The sequence below is a fragment of the Mesorhizobium sp. M0145 genome, assembly GCF_040322355.1.
In the GTDB taxonomy this organism is placed as follows: Bacteria; Pseudomonadota; Alphaproteobacteria; order Rhizobiales; family Rhizobiaceae; genus Mesorhizobium.
The window spans coordinates 935,211-950,090 of sequence record NZ_JAMYTK010000001.1; the positions used below are offsets into that span (position 1 = coordinate 935,211).

Sequence of the window (14,880 nt, forward strand, 5' to 3'; positions counted from 1 at the left end):
CCGGAGGCGCAAAATCCAAAATGTCGGCGCGTCCCCTTGCTTCACTGGACGCGCAGCATGCCGGCCGCGGCCCCCGAATCAAACTGCCGGAGCCTCGCGGCCCCGGCAGCATCGCATCGCTTCGCTCAGGCAGCCAGACCTGTTTGGCCCGGCTTGCCTGCCCTTACTGGTTCAACACGGCCTTTTGCGGATTCGGCGGGAACGCCGGATCCGTCTTCTGGCCGCGCAGCAGCTGCTCGGCATAGATGAGCTGCAAATCGTCCTTGGGTTCCGGCGGCACATAGGCTGCCGAACCCGAACCGGTCGTGCTTTCGTCGGCGCCCTTGATATGGCCCTTGAGGTCCGATTCGCCGCGCGTCAGGTCCCTGCCCTGCAGTTCCGCCGGCAGCGGCTGGTCGACCTTGATGTCGGGCGTGATGCCCTTGCCCTGGATCGACTTGCCGGACGGCGTGTAATAGAGCGCCGTCGTCAGCCGCAGCGCCCCGTTCTCGCCAAGCGGGATGATGGTCTGCACCGAACCCTTGCCGAAGGATTGCGTGCCGACCACCGTGGCGCGGCGCAGATCCTGCAGCGCGCCGGCGACGATTTCCGAGGCACTGGCCGAGCCGCCATTGACGAGCACGATCAGCGGCTTGCCGCCGATGTCGTCGCCGGCCCGCGCGTCGAAGCGGGTGACGTCCTTCGGGTCGCGGCCGCGCGTCGAGACGATCTCGCCACGGTCGAGGAAGGCATCCGACACGCTCACCGCCTGGTCGAGCAAACCGCCCGGATTGAGGCGCAGGTCGAGCACGTAGCCCTTGAGCTTGTCGTTCGGCACCTGCTTCTTGATGGTGTCGATGGCATTCTCGAGGTCGTCATAGGTTTTTTCGGTAAAGGAGGTGATCTTCATGTAGCCGATGTCGTTCTCGACCCGGAACTTGACCGCCTTGACCTTGATGATGTCGCGCACGACGGTCAGTTCGATCGGCTTGTCGGCGCCCTGGCGCAGGATGGTGAGCTTGATCGGCGTATTGACCAGCCCGCGCATCTTCTCGACGGCGTCGTTGAGCGTCAGGCCGCGGACCTCCTCGCCGTCGATCTTGGCGATATAGTCGCCGGCGAGCACGCCTGCCTTGGCGGCCGGCGTATCGTCGATCGGCGTGATCACCTTGACCAGGTCGTTCTCCATGGTGACCTCGATGCCGAGGCCGCCGAATTCGCCCTTGGTCTGCACGCGCATGTCCTGCGCTTCTTCGGCATTCATGTAGGAGGAGTGTGGGTCGAGCGACGACAGCATGCCGTTGATGGCATTTTCGACCAGCGACTTGTCGTCGGGCGGCGTCACATAATTCGCCCGTACCCGTTCGAAGATATCGCCAAAGATCGCCAGTTGCTTATAGGTCTCGGAGCCCGCAGCTTTCGCTGTCGAGCCGGGCGCGCCATAGACCAGGCTCATCGCCGATGCACCCATCAGCGCACCGGCAAACAGAAGCGACAGTTTCCGCATCATTCACGTCCTTCCAGAAAAACGGTCCGCCCACCATGGGGCCGGATCGACGGGTTTTCCATCCTTGCGGAACTCGACATAGAGCTCCGGCGTGGCATTTCCATTCTTCGATGCCGAGGTGCTCGCCACCCGGGCCTCTCCCATCGCGCCGACCGGCTCACCTGCGAGCACCGACTGGCCAGACGCGACGCTGATTCTGCTCATCCCCGCCAGGACGACATGATAGCCGTCACCCGCATTCAGGATCAAGAGTTGACCGTAAGAGCGGAAAGGCCCCGCATAAAGCACATTTCCATCCGCCGGCGCTGTGACGATGGCTCCCGATTGTGTCGCAACCATGTCACCGAGCATCACCGCGCCGTTACCGTCGTTGGCCCCGAAGCGCCGCTTGATCCTGCCGGTGACCGGCAGCGCGATCTGCCCTTGAAGCGCGGAAAACGGCGCGGCCGCGGTGAGCCTGTTGCTCTCCGGCACCGGCAGCGAGGCCAATTCCGTCGGCGCCGCAGCCGATGCCGGGCCCCTGTCGGCGTCGGCCGTCTTTTGCTCGGCTGCCTTGGCCGCATCCGCCGCCTTGCGGGCCCTGTCGGCCTCGAGCGATGTGATCAGCTCTTTCAGGCTGCCGGCCTTGGCCGCCAGTGTCGCGGAGCGCTGCTTTTCGGCGGCCAGCGCGGTTTGCGTATCGGCGGCGAGCTTCTGCTTGGCTTCGAGCAGCATGCCGAGCCGCTTTTTTTCCGCCGCCTGCTCGCCGACAGCTGCCGTCAGCCGCGCCCGCTCGGCCTCGATCGAGGCCGTCACCCGCGACTGCTCCTTGAGGTCGGCCAGCAACATGTCGGTCTGCTGGCGCAGTTCCGGCACCACGGCACCGAGCAGGATGGCGCTGCGCACCGACGACAATGCGTCCTCCGGCTTGACCAGGATCGCCGGCGGCGGATTGAGCCCCATGCGCTGCAGCGCGCCGAGCACTTCGGCCAGAACGTCGCGTCTGGCGGCCAGTGAGGCGCGGATCTTCTGCCCCTGCGCCTTCAGCCCTTCCAGCTTGCCGCCAATGTCCTCGATGTCCTGGCCGAGCTTCTGCTCGGTCATCGCCGACTGGATCAGCGCCGCGGTGATCGAGGCGTGGTCCTTCTTGACAGCCGCTATGTCGGCGGCGAGCTTGGCCAGCCGCTCGGACGACAGCGTGATCTCTTTCGATACTTTTTCGTATTCGGCGCGGCTCTGGTCCGGGTCGGGCGCCAGGTCGAGCGTGTTCTCGGCCCGCGCGACGCCGAGTGAAAGGGCGATCGCCGCCACGGCGATGCCGTAGCGCACGCGCCAGGAGCCCGTTCGTGATTTCCAGTCTTCAGACATTGAAGCCTAACTCTATGCGCGGCTTCGTTAACGAACCATCAACCATGTTCGAGCCCCGGCCGCCATCCGCAAACCCATGAGCCCAAACTGTCGATGAGCATTGGGGCAAAAATCCGGGCGGCTGGCATCAATTCGCCGACGGAGCCGACTTCATGAACGATGGTAGGGGTGACCGGAAAGGATCGTGGCCGCCCGGTAAAGCTGCTCGCCCAGCATCACGCGGACCAACTGATGCGGCCAGGTCAGCGCGCCGAGCGACACCGTCAGATCAGCCAGGTCGCGCAGTGACTGGTCATGGCCGTCGGCGCCGCCAATGGCGATCACCAGCGCCTTGCGCCCGCCATCGCGCAGCGAACCTATGCGGCCGGCGAAATCCTCGGAGGAAAGGTTCTTGCCGCGCTCATCCAGCAGCATCAGCGCCGTGCCCGGTTGCAAGTGCGTCTGCAGCTTCTGGCCTTCCTCGCGCCGGCGCTCATTGGCCGTCTGCGCGCGACCTTCGGCAATCTCGACGATCCCGGCGAATTCGAGGCCTACGGCAGGACCGCTCCTTGCAAAACGCTCGAAATAGCGGTCGGCCAACTGCTTCTCGGGGCCGGCTTTCATTCGGCCCACGGCATGAACCGTAATCTTCATCCCTGCCTCGAAGAGCCGCTGATGCATGTCGAACGACGACATACATCAAGACGAATACGGCTCAGTGGAGGGTCTCCTCCTCGAGATCGGGCGCCTGCCACATCTTTTCGAGATTGTAGAAGTCGCGGACCTCGGGACGGAAGACATGGACGATGATGTCGCCCGAATCGATCAGGACCCAGTCGGCGCCAGCCAGCCCCTCGACGCGTGCCGTGCCGAGCCCGGCATCCTTCAGCGCCTTGAGGAGATGATCGGCAACAGCCGAGACATGACGGTGCGATCGGCCCGACGCGACGACCATGTAGTCGCCGAGGCTCGATTTCCCCTGAATGTCGATTGAGACGATGTTTTCGGCCTTGGAGTCTTCCAGACTGGCAAGGACTGTCTTGATGGCGCGGGACACGGCGTCGTTTACGCTGATCCCGGCCGGCGAAGGCACGATGTCGGCCTTCTTCCGCAGTGCTGTTCTCAGTGTATTTCCTTTCGCAGCAAGAACAACCAAATCACCTCTGAAATCAGGTGACACTGCTTAGATAGGCAGAGTTAGGTTGCAGTTTCAAGACACCGCTCGCAAGCAGGCACCCGGCAGCGGCCGAATATCCGGCTTTTCGGGCCAGAAAATCGGAACCGCCTCGCACCGCAGCGGTTATCGGCTCATCCACGAACCGGAATCCCGACATGCCGATCGATCCCCAGAACGCTCTCCTCACCGTGCAATCCGGCCTTGCGCAACTCAGCACGCTGATCGTCTCCTACTCGCTTTCGGCGATCGGCGCCGTCATCCTGCTGGTCATCGGCTACATCGTCGCCGGCCTCGCCGAGCGTTCGATCTATGCCGGTCTCGGCCATATCAGCGGCTTCGACGAAACGCTCCGCCATTTCTTCTCGCAGGTCGTCCGCTACGCCATCCTGGGACTGGTCGTGATCATGGTTCTCGGCCAGTTCGGCGTGCAGACGGCTTCGATCATTGCCGCTATCGGTGCCGCCGGCCTGGCCATCGGCCTGGCGCTGCAAGGCACGCTGCAGAACATTGCCGCCGGCATCATGCTCCTGGCGCTGCGGCCGTTCCGCATCGGCGAATATGTCGAAGTCGGCGCGATATCCGGCACCGTCGAGGAGATCGGGCTGTTTGCCACAACGCTGAGGACGGTCGAAGGCGTCTACGTGCTTGCACCCAACTCGACCCTGTGGAACCAGCCGGTCCGCAATTTCACCCGCAATGGTGTGCGCCGCGGCGACATCACGCTCAGCATCGGCTCCTGGAACGACATCGATTTTGCGCAGAAGACCATGCTCGGTGTCGCCGCCGCCGACCGGCGCGTCAGGCGGCAGCCGGCGCCGATCGCCTTTGTCGCGACTGTCGGCGACAGCACCGTCGCCATCACCTTGCGCTACTGGACGGCGGCTGCCGATTTCTTCGCCACCCAGATCGACCTCACCAAGAGTGTCAAGCAGGCGTTCGATGCCGAGGGCCTTTCGGTCCCGGCGCCGGCACCGAAAGCGCCGCAGCCGGATGCCTCTGCCACGCGGCAATAGAGCATCTTAAGCCGGCCGGCAGATGGCCCTCAAAGCTCTCCGCGCCCGCGCTGATCTTCGGGCGCGAAGGCGAGATCGACAGGCAACGGCGCCTGCGCCGTCATCAGCGCGAAACTGCCGGTCTCGGTGGCGGGCACCGGCCGCACCATGACGACGCGCCAGAGAACGAACAGGCAGTAGGCGGTGGCAATGACGATTGCCACATAGATGAAGGCCTGCGTGCCGTAGACGGCGGAAAGTCCGGTCACAATGCCGGGTACGACGAAGCCGGACAGCGACCAGGCAAACAAAAGCGAGCTCGACAGCGCCACCATGTCGTCCTTGCCGGCGCGGTCGCCGGCATGGGCGCTGGCCAGCGAGTAGATCGATTCCGAGGCGCCGTCCCAGACCACATAGATGACAAGCAGCGCCGCCAGCGCGCCGCCGTCGAAACCGAGGGCAAACAGGCCCGCCGCGGCGGCAAGCGCCGACGCAGCGATCAGCACAAAGCGCCGGTCGGTGCGGTCGGAAATCCAGCCGAGCGGAATCTGCAGGATCAGCGTGCCGACCGGCATTGCCGAAAGCAGCAAGGCGACGTCGGCCTGGCTGTAGCCCTTGGCCGTGGCATGGATCGGCGCAAAACCCGAGATCGTCATCGACAGGCCGCCGACGGCAAGCATGCCGGCAACTCCGACCGGGGAGATCCGCCAGGCGCGGCCAAGCGCCACGGACGCCGCTTGCGGCGCCGGTGGCTGCGCGAGCCGCGTCAGCCCGACGGGAAGGATCGACAGCGCGGTGAAGGCAATGCCGATCAGCGGCGCGTCGGCCGCGCGGATATCGATCAACGCCAGCGTCGAGTAGCCGACGCCGAGTCCGGCGACATAGGCAACGTAGAAGATAGCCATGACCCGGCCGCGGATGGCGTTGGCGACGACATCGTTCAGCCAGCTCTGCGCGACAATGAACAGGCCGCATATGGCAAAGCCGTAGAGCGCCCGTGCAGCGATCCATGGCAATGGGTGCGGCCCGGCGCCGACCGCGGCGTTGGACAGCACGATCAGCGCCGACAGCACCATGAACACGCGGGCATGGCCGACACGCCGCACCAGCGGCCCGGTCAGGATGCAGCCGGCGAGGCCGCCAGCCGAAAGGCCGGTGACGATCAGCCCCGCCCATGTCGGATCGAAGCCCTCGGCGCCGAGCCGGACTGGAATATAGGCGAACATCAGCCCATTGCCGACGGCGATCAGCGCCATCGACAAAAGGATGCTGGCAATGGCGATCGACGGCGCCGGCTGCCCTAGACCGTTCTTGTCCTGGTCGCGCTCGAGAATCGTCATGACCGAGGATCGCCCATCAAGCAGATCAAGGCAGCGGCAAAAGCGACATCACCGGACTTGCCTTCTCCCCTTGTGGGAGAAGGTGGATCGGCGCGCAGCGCCGAGACGGATGAGGGGTGCTGGAAGAAATGCAGCGTAAAAAGACCGAGGGATTTTAAGTGCTTAGTTCTTCAAGATAGCGATCATTCCAGCACCCCTCATCCGACCGAGCTTCGCTCGGCCACCTTCTCCCACAAGGGGAGAAGGAGACTCCTATCCCTTTGCCACCTTGCGGATCGCGCTCGACGACAGCGACGAACGCGGGCCGTGGATGAAAGTCCAGGCCGGCGCGTCCATGCGGGCGAGCCGCGGCGCATCGCCCTCGTCGACGCGGGCATAGTCGAAGGTCTTGGCGACCACCGACGACAGGAACGACAGCGTCGCACCCGGCCGGTCGACCACCGCGATCGGAAACGTCATCACGATGCGGCGCCAGCGCTGCCAGCGGTGGAAGTCGCGAAGCGAGTCGGCGCCCATGATCCAGACAAAATCGACGCCCGGGTTACGCGCCTTGACCAGCGCCAGCGTGTCGGCGGTGAAGCGGACGCGGTGGGCCGCCTCGAATGCGGTGACCTTGATCTTCGGATTCTTCGCGATCTTTTCGGATAGCTGCAGCCGCTCGGCCAGCGGCGCCAGGTCTCCGGCATTCTTGAGCGGATTGCCGGGCGTCACCATCCACCACAGCTGATCGAGCGCAAGGCGTCTGAGTGCGATCTCGGCGACCAGCGCATGGCCGGCATGCGGCGGGTTGAACGAACCGCCGAACAGCCCGACCGCCACGCCTTTCCCGGCATGCGGCATCTTGAGATAGCGGGAGGATATGGCATGTTCGGACAAGGCAAGCATGCGTCAGGCACCCCCCTCTGCCGCGCCGGGCATCTCCCCCTCAAGGGGGGAGATTGTCAGCTTCATCCCTGGCGCCCTTAGTGCGACATCGAAGATTGGCGAAAGTCTATGCGACATCCGATCTCCCCCCTTGAGGGGGAGATGTCCGGCAGGACAGAGGGGGGTGGCTGGGCGCACGCCTCTCAGGCTCGGACTGTGGACGGATTCAAGGCCTCACCTGTCCCGACCCGCGCACGCGATATTTGAACGAGGTCAGTTGCTCGACGCCGACCGGCCCGCGTGCATGCATCTTGCCGGTGGCGATGCCGATCTCGGCGCCCATGCCGAACTCGCCGCCATCGGCAAACTGGGTCGAGGCGTTGTGCAGAAGAATCGCCGAATCGACCTCGTTGAAGAACCGGTCAACCGCTGAGGCGTCCTCGGCGATGATCGCCTCGGTGTGATGCGAGGAAAACGTCTCGATATGCTCGATGGCGCCGCCAATGCCGTCGACCAGCTTCACCGCAATGATGGCATCGAGATACTCGGTCACCCAGTCTGCATCGGTCGCGGGCTGGGCATCGGCATAAAGCCTCAGCGCCTCGGCATCGGCATGGATCTCGCAGCCCGCCGCCCGCAGGGCCTCGAGGATCGGCACCAGGTGCGTGCCGGCGGCGGCACGGTCGACCAGCAGCGTCTCGGCAGCACCGCACACCCCGGTGCGCCGCATCTTGGCATTGACCGCGATCTTGACCGCCATGTCGAGATCGGCCGATCGGTCGATATAGAGATGGCAGATGCCCTCGAGATGCGCGAAGACCGGCACCCGTGCCTCGTTCTGCACACGCTCGACCAGGCTGCGGCCGCCGCGCGGAATGATGACCTCGAGATTGCCGGAAAGTCCTTTCAGCATTTCGCCGACGGCGGCGCGATCGGTGGTCGGCACCAATTGTATGGCATCCTCCGGCAGCCCGGCTGCCTTCAGCCCCTCGACCAGGCAGGCATGGATAGCGGCGGAAGAATTCGCCGAATCCGAGCCGCCGCGCAGGATCACCGGATTGCCCGCCTTGAGGCAGAGCGCGCCGGCATCGGCGGTCACGTTAGGCCGGCTCTCATAGATGACGCCGACGACGCCGAGCGGCGTGCGCACCCGTTCGATATGCAACCCGTTCGGCCGGTCCCATGCGGCAATGACATCGCCGACCGGATCGCGTAACCCGGCGATCTCGCTGATACCGTCTGCCATGGCGCGGATGCGGGCGGGATCGAGCTTCAGCCGATCCATCGACGCTGCCGATAGGCCAGCCTCCCTGCCATTTCTGATGTCGATGGCATTGGCGTCGAGGATGTCCTGCTCATGCCGAAGGATCGCCTGAGCCATGCCGAACAGCGCCGCGTGCTTGCGCTCGGCCGCAGCTATGGCCAGCGGGCGGGCCGCGGCACGCGCGCGGCGGCCGATATCGGCCATCAGCGCCACGGTATCATCCCGGGATTTTTCATGCAGCGTCAGCATGGCTCATCCTCCGCTATGTAACCTGGTCACCGACTACTTGCTCACCACCGGCATGGCTCACCACCAAATCGTCGCGGTGGATCATCGCCGAACGCGCCTCGTAGCCGAGCACCGTTTCGATCTCTGTCGTCTTCAGGCCAGCGATCCTTACGGCATCGGCGGCATCATAGGCAACCAGCCCGCGCGCTATCTCGCGGCCCTCGGGCGACAGGATCGCCACCGTGTCGCCACGCGCAAAATTGCCGCTGACCAGTTTGACGCCGGCCGGCAGCAGCGACTTGCCGGAGAGCAGCGCGCCGATGGCGCCGGCATCGACGGTCAGCCGTCCGGCCGGTTCGAGCTGCCCGGCGATCCAGGTCTTGTAGCCCTTGACCGGATTGGCGCTCGGCCGGAAGAAGGTGGCGCGCTCGCCGCGCTCGATTGCCAGCAACGGCGACAGCCGCGTGCCTGATGTGATGATCATGGCAGTGCCGGCGGCGGTCGCGATCTTGCCGGCGTCGAGCTTGGTGCGCATGCCGCCGCGCGACAATTCCGAAGCAGCGGCACCCGCCATCGCTTCGATGTCAGGGGTGATGCGGTCGACGACCGAAATGAACCGGGCTTGCGGGTCGCGCGCCGGCGGTGCCGTGTAGAGCCCGTCAACGTCGGAGAGCAGCACCAAAAGGTCGGCGCCCATCATGGTGGCGACGCGCGCCGCCAGCCGGTCGTTATCGCCATAGCGGATTTCGGAGGTGGCCACCGTATCGTTCTCGTTGATGACCGGCACCGCCTTCATCTTGAGCAGCGTCGTGATCGTCGCCCGCGCGTTGAGATAGCGGCGGCGCTCTTCGGTGTCGCCGAGCGTCAGCAGGATCTGGCCCGATTTCAAGCCATTCTTGCCGAGCGCATCCGACCAGGCGCCAGCCAGCGCGATTTGCCCGACGGCAGCCGCCGCCTGGCTCTCCTCGAGCTTCAGCGGGCGCTTGCCGAGGCCGAGGATGGTGCGGCCGAGTGCAATCGCACCCGAAGACACGACGAGAATTTCGGCGCCGCCATTGGCCAGCACGGCGATGTCGTCGGCAAGCGAGGCCAGCCAGTCGCGCTTCAGGCCCGTCGTGCGGTCGACAAGCAGCGCCGAGCCGATCTTGACGGCAATGCGCCGATAATTTTTCAGCGATTGCGCGGCCATGGCTATGTGTTCCAGCGCGTCTCGACCGGCGCAGCGACAGCCTCGCGTGCATCGGCCACCACAGCGATCAGCGCGCGCAACACCGCCTCGACGCCTTCGCCGGTGACCGCCGAAAGCAGCATCGGCGCGCGGCCGGCGGCACGTTTCAGCGAGGCGGCCTTTTCCTTGCGTGCGTCGGCATCGAGTATGTCGACCTGGGAAAGCGCGACGATTTCGACCTTGTCGGTCAGCCCATTGCCGTAGGCTTCGAGCTCGGCACGCACGGTCTTGTAGGCATTGGCCGGATTTTCTTCCTGCGCCGAGACAAGATGCAGAAGGACACGCGTGCGCTCGACATGGCCAAGGAAGCGGTCGCCGATGCCGACACCTTCATGCGCGCCTTCGATCAGGCCCGGAATATCGGCAATGACGAATTCGCGACCGTCGATGCGGGCCACGCCAAGGCCCGGATGCAGCGTGGTGAAGGGATAGTCGGCGATCTTCGGCTTGGCCGCGGTGACCGCCGCCAGGAAGGTCGACTTGCCGGCGTTGGGCAGCCCGACAAGGCCGGCATCGGCGATCAGCTTCAGCCTGAGCCAGATGTTGAGCTCTTCGCCCGGCAGTCCGGGATTGGCGCGGCGCGGCGCCTGGTTGGTCGAGGTCTTGAAGTGCTGGTTGCCGAAACCGCCATTGCCGCCCTTAGCCAACAGAAAGCGCTGGCCGACGACCGTCAGATCGCAGATCAGCGTCTCATTGTCCTCGGCAAAGACCTGTGTTCCGGCCGGCACTTTCAGCGTTACGTCGGCACCCTTGGCACCGGTCATGTTGCGGCCCATGCCGTGCGTCCCGGTCTTGGCCTTGAAATGCTGCTGGTAGCGATAGTCGATCAGCGTGTTCAGCCCATCGACCGCCTCGACCCAGACATCGCCGCCGCGACCGCCGTCGCCGCCGTCCGGGCCGCCGAATTCGATGAACTTTTCGCGCCGGAACGACACCGAACCGGCGCCGCCGTCGCCGGAGCGGATGTAGACCTTGGCTTGATCGAGAAATTTCATCGGATTGTATGGTTTCTGCTATTGGCTTTGCGGGATTGCTCTAAACCAAGGCGGGTCGAAGGGCGAGGGCCGTTTTTGCTACTGTAACGTCGCGCGTAGCTCTGGACGCGTACCATTTGGTTGACCCTTGCCGAAAAATCGATCCTCGGCTTTCCAAGCGCGAGATGTCGGAATGAAGCTGGTAACTTACAATATCCACTACGGCGTCGGCCTCGACGCCCGCTATGATGTCGGCCGTATCGCCGATGCCGTGCGCGGCGCCGACGTGATCGCGCTGCAGGAGGTCACCCGTGCTAACCCGAAGAATGGCGGCCGCGACATGGTGGCCGAGCTCGGCGAGGCTCTGCCCGACTATTTTGCCGTCTACGGCAGCAATTTCGAAGCCGACGCCGGCTCGCGCCTGGAGAACGGCCGCGCCATCACGACCACCTTCCAGCTCGGCAACATGGTGCTGTCGAGGACGCCGATCCATCTGTCGCGCAATCTCCTTTTGCCGCGCAGCCGCAGTGTCGAGGCGATGAACTTCCAGCGCGGCGCGCTGGAAGCGCTGATCGAAACGCCGCTTGGTCCGATCCGCTTCTATTCCACCCATCTCGACCACCGCAGCCCGGTTGAACGGCTGAGCCAGATCCGCTTTCTGCGCCAGCGTCTGTTGAAATACCCGCTCGAGGGCGGCGGGCTCTCCGGCGTCGCCGAGATCGGCTTGCCGGAGCTGCCTTGTCCCGAAGCCTTCGTCGTCATGGGCGACTTCAACATGCTGGCCGGATCGCCGGAACATGTCGAACTCGCCGGCCAGCCTGACCATGAATTCGGCATGCCGGTGACCGCCGACCTCGCCGTCGATGCTGCCACACGCCTCGGCGCTGCCGGCGCCGATCTCGTCACCTGGGTCGACCCCAAGCGGCCGGGCGATACCAGCCGCTACAAGCGCATCGACTACATCTTCACCAGCGCCTCGCTTGCCAAATCGCTGAGGCGCCTGTGGGTCGACCGGCAAGCGGCCGGTTCGGATCACTTGCCGGTCTGGCTCGAGATGACGTGAGCCGCATCCATCAAAAATGCACCCAGTTCCGCAGGCTGGTCCAGGTCTTGCGATCGAGGCGGTAGCGTTCGACCGGCACCTGGCCGGCAACGATCGAGTTCAGCATGCCCTGGCCGGCATACTGGAAGCCGCATTTGTGGATGACCCGGCGCGAGGCCGGATTGATAACCCGCGTCGAGGCGTGCAGCACCTGGATCGTGGTTCTCTGGAAGGCAAGGTCGACCAGTGCGTGTGCTGCCTCTGTCGCGTAGCCGCGTTTCCAGTACGGCTCGCCGATCCAGTAGCCGAGCTCCAGCCCACGATCCGTGGTGTTGAGCCCGGCACAGCCGACGAAGGTCTCGGTGCCGGCCAGCGTCAGCGCATAGGCGATTCCGGCCCGGCGCGATGCCGTCATGGCCAGGAAAGCGCGTGCCTCCGCCTCGCCATAGGGATGCGGCATGCGGGCCAGCATTTCCGCGACATGGCGGTTGTCGGCGAGCGCCACCAATTGCTCGATGTCGCTCTCACGCGGGGCACGCATAACCAGCCGCTCGGTGACCAGGACCGGGCAATCTATCGTGTAACTTTCGTCGTCTGTCGCTTCCGCTTCGGCAACCATATCAAAGTCCTCCAGGCACAAGAAAAAGGGGAGATGGAAACCCATCTCCCCTGATCCATTTCCTGGCTTGGCCAGACACCGGTTCCCGAGATGGGTGCCGGTGTTCTCGTGCGGAACCGGCTACTCCGCTGCCTTCGTCATCGGGTTCACCGATACGTAGGTTCGGCCATTGGCTTTTTTGTTGAAGGTGACTGCGCCAGCTTCGAGCGCAAACAGCGTGTGGTCCGTGCCAATGCCGACATTGGTGCCGGGATGCCACGTCGTGCCACGCTGACGAATGATGATGTTGCCCGGAATCACGGCTTCGCCGCCGAACTTCTTCACGCCGAGCCGCTTGGAATGGGAGTCGCGACCATTGCGCGACGATCCGCCAGCTTTCTTGTGTGCCATCTAACTACTCCGATGCGCCGCGAGGCGCCTAAACGATCTTATGAACGCGTTCGCGTTCCGTTTCAAGTCCGATCCGGCGACGATTGCGCCGGTTCGTTCTACTTCTTCGCCAATTCCTTGGCCTGCTCGCGCCAGTCCTTGATCTGGTCGGCGCTGAACGGCATGTGCTCGTCGATCTTGGCGACATCCTTGTCGGACAGCTTGGCGATCTGGGCGAAGGTGGCGATGCCCTGTTCGTTGAGCTGGCCGGCGGCGACCGGGCCGATGCCCTTGATCACGGTCAGGTCGTCCGGCTCGCCTTTCGGCGCCTTGAACAACGGCGCGGCGGCTTCGGCAGCCTTGTCCTCGGTCGTCTCGGCTTTGGCTTCCTTCTTCGGCGCAGCCTCTGCCTTCGCTGCTGCCTTCGGCGCGGCTTCAGCCTTCGCCTCGGTCTTGGCGGCGGCCTCGGCCTTCGCTTCGGTCTTGGCGGCGGCCTTCTTCGCCGGCTTGGCGCCACCCAGCAGGATCTCGGCGATCCTGACGGTGGTCAAAAGCTGGCGATGGCCGATCTTGCGGCGCGAATTCTGCCGGCGGCGCTTCTTGAAGGCGATGACGGTACGGTTCTTGCCCTGCTCGACGACTTCGGCGGTGACCATCGCACCATCCACGAACGGCGCGCCGAATGTGACGTTTTCGCCTTCGCCATGCGCGAGCACGTTGCCGATCTCGACGATGTCGCCGACATTGGCTTCGAGTTTTTCGATCTTCAGGAGATCGTTGGCGGCAACGCGATACTGCTTGCCGCCCGTTTTGATGACTGCGAACATTTTTTGCCTTTCGCTGTTCGGTCGGCCTTGATGAACCGCCTCAGGCGGTTCGGCCGTCTTTTTGTCAGTCTGCGGGTTCAAAAAACAAGCGGCGCGGAAGATCCCTCCACGCCGATTGCGCGCTGTCCCTAACCGAAGGTTCGGCTTGAGTCAAGGCAAGCGCCGCGGGCAAGCTGCGAATGGGTTGAGCCCAGACCTTGCAAATATCGAGCAGCGGCTACCGGAGCCTCGAAGGAAGCACGGACAGAAGCTGCGGCGCCTGGGCAGATTGGCCCTTGTAACCTGCCTGTCCAGCCGTTATCTAGTGCGCCGCGCCGGCAACGGCGGACCATGACCGCGGAGAGGTGGCAGAGTGGTCGAATGCACCGCACTCGAAATGCGGCATGGGTGCAAGCCCATCGGGGGTTCGAATCCCTCCCTCTCCGCCACATTTCACCTCTCAAATCTTCACCTAACTGATTGAATTTACTCGCTAATTCGCCGTTTTGGTTTGCGCCACCGGGCGACTATTTGCACTTTTAGCTCTGGTTTTAGCTCTAGAATCTGCTCTGGTTTCTGGCGGAGAAAGGTCCGCCGGTGGCTCTTGTAGGAGTATGGGCAAACAAATCAAACTCAGGCGGCGCGGTAGGGGCGGCACGCTCTATGTCGTCCGCGATGTCACGGCGCGCAGGTTGGGTGCAAAGCCACCGGCTTCATGTGCTGGCGTGAGGCAGACGGCATGCCCTTGTGGTCGGTCGATATCAGGTTGAGTTGATGCCTGCTGAGGTGGAAAGTTGACGACCAATTCACTAGCTTCCGGCATAACCAAAGGATCGAGCACAGATGTGGGGTGGCCTTCGAATTTTATTCGATATTGCACCGTGGTTTGTGCTGGCTCTGATTTTTGCAGTTGTGGTCGTAACGATTGTTCGCCGCATGCGCCATTGAAGGGCGGGCGGTAGCGGGCGCGGTCGATTACCGGGGCGATAGGCATTCGCGGACGCCGGAGGCTCCAGCCAGCAGCGTTTCAAGGTTAAGTGCAGATTTCGGGACAATTTCTCAGCCCGAAGGTGAGGTCGGTGAGGTCTGGTTCCCTTACGCAAGTGACGCGAAAAAAACTCGTTGTCCGGAGAGACGGTGAGAACCAGCTACCCAACACATGATG

General features: G+C 64.0%; 15 protein-coding genes and 1 tRNA gene. 3 read left to right on the forward strand and 13 right to left on the reverse strand.

The window, feature by feature from the left end; translation table 11 throughout:
* Positions 1-163: 163 nt before the first annotated feature.
* From NKJ28_RS04760 to rsfS, 4 genes are all read right to left on the reverse strand, one after another.
* Entirely contained in the window at positions 164-1,489 is a 1,326-nt protein-coding gene (locus tag NKJ28_RS04760) for a S41 family peptidase (RefSeq protein ID WP_023678065.1), read from the reverse strand.
* A complete protein-coding gene (locus NKJ28_RS04765) occupies positions 1,490-2,833 on the reverse strand; it encodes a murein hydrolase activator EnvC family protein (RefSeq protein ID WP_352634267.1) in 1,344 nt (447 codons plus the stop codon). It abuts the gene before it with no gap.
* Positions 2,834-2,983: 150 nt separating this feature from the next.
* Positions 2,984-3,466 carry a 23S rRNA (pseudouridine(1915)-N(3))-methyltransferase RlmH gene (gene rlmH, locus NKJ28_RS04770; protein WP_023678067.1) on the reverse strand — a complete coding sequence of 161 codons (483 nt, stop codon included), beginning with the start codon at positions 3,464-3,466 and terminating at the stop codon, positions 2,984-2,986.
* A 61-nt stretch (positions 3,467-3,527) separates the two neighbouring features.
* Positions 3,528-3,905, reverse strand: coding sequence for a ribosome silencing factor (gene rsfS / locus NKJ28_RS04775; RefSeq protein ID WP_023678068.1), 378 nt, complete (start codon positions 3,903-3,905; stop codon positions 3,528-3,530).
* Positions 3,906-4,144: 239 nt separating this feature from the next.
* Here rsfS and NKJ28_RS04780 point away from each other — a divergent pair, with 239 nt between their 5' ends.
* Positions 4,145-5,002: a mechanosensitive ion channel family protein gene (locus NKJ28_RS04780; RefSeq protein ID WP_352634269.1), complete on the forward strand. Its 858-nt coding sequence runs from the start codon at positions 4,145-4,147 to the stop codon at positions 5,000-5,002.
* A gap of 29 nt (positions 5,003-5,031) precedes the next feature.
* On the opposite strand, the gene NKJ28_RS04785 is transcribed toward NKJ28_RS04780, so the two are convergent.
* The 5 genes from NKJ28_RS04785 to obgE form a co-directional block, all read right to left on the reverse strand.
* Entirely contained in the window at positions 5,032-6,321 is a 1,290-nt protein-coding gene (locus NKJ28_RS04785; protein WP_352634271.1) for an MFS transporter, read from the reverse strand.
* Between the two features lie 252 nt (positions 6,322-6,573).
* Positions 6,574-7,161: a nicotinate-nucleotide adenylyltransferase gene (locus NKJ28_RS04790; protein ID WP_292664887.1), complete on the reverse strand. Its 588-nt coding sequence runs from the start codon at positions 7,159-7,161 to the stop codon at positions 6,574-6,576.
* A 250-nt stretch (positions 7,162-7,411) separates the two neighbouring features.
* Positions 7,412-8,698: a glutamate-5-semialdehyde dehydrogenase gene (locus NKJ28_RS04795; protein ID WP_352634273.1), complete on the reverse strand. Its 1,287-nt coding sequence runs from the start codon at positions 8,696-8,698 to the stop codon at positions 7,412-7,414.
* A gap of 13 nt (positions 8,699-8,711) precedes the next feature.
* Positions 8,712-9,866 (reverse strand): glutamate 5-kinase, encoded by a 1,155-nt coding sequence (gene proB / locus NKJ28_RS04800; protein ID WP_352634276.1) that lies wholly within the window; start codon positions 9,864-9,866, stop codon positions 8,712-8,714.
* A gap of 2 nt (positions 9,867-9,868) precedes the next feature.
* Positions 9,869-10,900: a GTPase ObgE gene (gene obgE, locus NKJ28_RS04805; RefSeq protein ID WP_352634278.1), complete on the reverse strand. Its 1,032-nt coding sequence runs from the start codon at positions 10,898-10,900 to the stop codon at positions 9,869-9,871.
* Between the two features lie 172 nt (positions 10,901-11,072).
* Here obgE and NKJ28_RS04810 point away from each other — a divergent pair, with 172 nt between their 5' ends.
* Complete coding sequence (locus tag NKJ28_RS04810; protein ID WP_352634280.1) at positions 11,073-11,942, forward strand: endonuclease/exonuclease/phosphatase family protein; 870 nt, start codon at positions 11,073-11,075, stop codon at positions 11,940-11,942.
* A gap of 10 nt (positions 11,943-11,952) precedes the next feature.
* On the opposite strand, the gene NKJ28_RS04815 is transcribed toward NKJ28_RS04810, so the two are convergent.
* From NKJ28_RS04815 to NKJ28_RS04825, 3 genes are all read right to left on the reverse strand, one after another.
* On the reverse strand, positions 11,953-12,540 hold the full coding sequence (locus NKJ28_RS04815; protein WP_023678076.1) for a GNAT family N-acetyltransferase: 588 nt from the start codon (positions 12,538-12,540) through the stop codon (positions 11,953-11,955).
* Between the two features lie 120 nt (positions 12,541-12,660).
* Entirely contained in the window at positions 12,661-12,930 is a 270-nt protein-coding gene (gene rpmA / locus NKJ28_RS04820) for a 50S ribosomal protein L27 (protein WP_023678077.1), read from the reverse strand.
* Positions 12,931-13,028: 98 nt separating this feature from the next.
* Complete coding sequence (locus NKJ28_RS04825) at positions 13,029-13,736, reverse strand: 50S ribosomal protein L21 (protein WP_352634282.1); 708 nt, start codon at positions 13,734-13,736, stop codon at positions 13,029-13,031.
* Positions 13,737-14,074: 338 nt separating this feature from the next.
* On the opposite strand from NKJ28_RS04825, the gene NKJ28_RS04830 reads away from it, so the two are divergent.
* Positions 14,075-14,164: transfer RNA gene (locus NKJ28_RS04830), tRNA-Ser, on the forward strand.
* Between the two features lie 212 nt (positions 14,165-14,376).
* Here NKJ28_RS04830 and NKJ28_RS04835 read toward each other — a convergent pair.
* Positions 14,377-14,709: a hypothetical protein gene (locus tag NKJ28_RS04835; RefSeq protein ID WP_352634284.1), complete on the reverse strand. Its 333-nt coding sequence runs from the start codon at positions 14,707-14,709 to the stop codon at positions 14,377-14,379.
* Between the last annotated feature and the right edge of the window lie 171 nt (positions 14,710-14,880).